Origin of the sequence: Xenorhabdus bovienii (genome assembly GCF_024721015.1) — a bacterium.
GTDB classification, from domain to species: Bacteria; Pseudomonadota; Gammaproteobacteria; order Enterobacterales; family Enterobacteriaceae; genus Xenorhabdus; species Xenorhabdus bovienii.
Map to the genome: position 1 here is coordinate 8,510 of NZ_JANAIF010000094.1, position 1,902 is coordinate 10,411.

3 protein-coding genes are annotated in these 1,902 nt (G+C 45.0%); all 3 read right to left on the minus strand.

Annotated elements, in window-relative coordinates; translation table 11 throughout:
- Nucleotides 1–318: 318 nt before the first annotated feature.
- Nucleotides 319–729: a type II toxin-antitoxin system YafO family toxin gene (locus NXS07_RS17335; RefSeq protein WP_308686633.1), complete on the minus strand. Its 411-nt coding sequence runs from the start codon at nucleotides 727–729 to the stop codon at nucleotides 319–321.
- Nucleotides 707–1,288 carry a hypothetical protein gene (locus NXS07_RS17340; RefSeq protein ID WP_258087245.1) on the minus strand — a complete coding sequence of 194 codons (582 nt, stop codon included), beginning with the start codon at nucleotides 1,286–1,288 and terminating at the stop codon, nucleotides 707–709. Before NXS07_RS17340 ends, NXS07_RS17335 begins: the two co-directional genes overlap by 23 nt.
- 118 nt (nucleotides 1,289–1,406) lie before the next feature.
- Entirely contained in the window at nucleotides 1,407–1,739 is a 333-nt protein-coding gene (locus tag NXS07_RS17345) for a hypothetical protein (protein ID WP_258087246.1), read from the minus strand.
- Nucleotides 1,740–1,902 lie beyond the last annotated feature (163 nt).

The following is a 1,902-nucleotide window of genomic DNA, read 5'->3' on the forward strand; positions in this document are numbered from 1 at the left end:
GCATCGGCGGGGAGACCTTGCGGGGGCGGGTCTTTTGAAGTGATCCCATGTCAAGAAAAATTGTGCGATTTTGCGTACTTTCGTGCGATGAAAAAGACCTTATCTATTTGACGACAGGTGACCTGTAAGATAAGTTTTCACCCTGACTCACGACTTAGTGAAGCTGAACAGTATTCAAGGGCGTTAACATGAAAAAAGGGTTTGATGAATTTGACGGCTTCTAAGCTGAAACTGAGTACTCAGAGGCGGGGGGATCTAACCCGCCTTTTTATTTGCTTAGCGAAGCTGGTAAACAACCATCCGCTCTACAGTCAGTATTCAGCTATTCTGAAAATCTTCGGCGCGATCGACCAATACCGATAAAAAGGACGTTCTGGCAAGTTCATGCGCATTGGGCGTCATGATGCTGATAAGTTGATATTTTCCCGGCTCACACCAATGGCGCGTATAAACCAGATAACTATTACTCTTACGCGCCGCAACAGGCATCTTCGCCGGCCACGGCTCTTCATCCGGTAACTTAATGTGTATTTTGAACACGAAAGAAGCGCAGAGGGAGGCATGATCTTCCCAGCGCCCCTCATCACCAAAAATAGCCGGTCTCAATCCACCGTTTTTCCAGTCTTTCAAAAGATGGGCATATTTTCTGGCAACCGCAGGTAATTCAATGTTTTTATGAATAGAAACAGTAACCACAATATCACCATCAATGAAAAGCGGGTTTATCAAGACCCAGTGCCTGATGTTCAGCACTGATCAACGCCTGAACCTCTTCTTTATTAAACTGGTTTGCGACCTCAAGCACTTTCGGTGATTCGTGCGTGTTTTTGGTAAATGTCAGAATTTCTTCAATGGTATAACGCAAATCTGCCGCTGCCCGACCAAACTGCATAATCTCTTTTCGACGTTCCTGAACCGTCGTTTGACTTAATGCCTCTTTTGAGGCTTTCACCAAAGCTGTGCAAAATGTGATATGTTTTGTAAAATAATGCTGATTTTCTCTGGCAAATTTAGACATACTCTTATCATCAATGGGAATGCGTTTTTCTTCCCATTCAGCCCGCAAATTCCGCAAATGTCCCCGCATACGATTAGCCAAATCAGCAATGTATTGCTGGGCTTCATCAATCGGCATATACACCATAGACTGATTAACATCCTGTAACATTAACGTATTCTGCGTGGATGAGGTTGCCATGTAACTCCCCACACTATCAGCAGGCACGGGCGCTAGCGATAACGCCATAGCGGCCGCGATGGAAGAAATATTTTTTTTGCTAGATTTCATATTGTAAACACTCTCAACAGTGTGAGTTAATCTCTCTGATTGAAGCATATCAAGGCGCATTATGTCTAGAAATTGCGCACTTGTTTATGCTTTTATTATGGTGTGACATGTCACGCAATCAAATTTTCAGCTCATGCCAGCCTAATGTATTCCAGCAGGTTGATTCACCGGAAAAACAACATTCGGCCACGGGGAGATTGTCACCGCATTTCTCACATTGCCGCGTTGATAACGCTTGTATCTGTGCCTGTAAATCAGCATTGTCTTGGCGGATCAGTAATGTCAGGTATTCAACCACATCATAGGGATTGCGTCCCGGTCGCCTCAGTGCACAATTTTGTTTCAACATGTCCAGTTCCTGATTATCGATCAGCAGTTCCATCTTGGTAACGCCAGAACTTTTCTGGCGTTGACGCTGGGCGGCTTTACGTTCTGCGGGGGATTTAGCCATGGGATTTACCACCGTGCGTGAGGCAAACGGCACAAAAACAGCTCTTCAAAAGCCTGCGGTGACCACATGTTACGGATCCGTTCCTTATCTAAGCGATTTTCAACATCATCAAACAATGTGACTGTATCGAAAAAAGCCGATTCACCTTTGACGCAATTCCGGG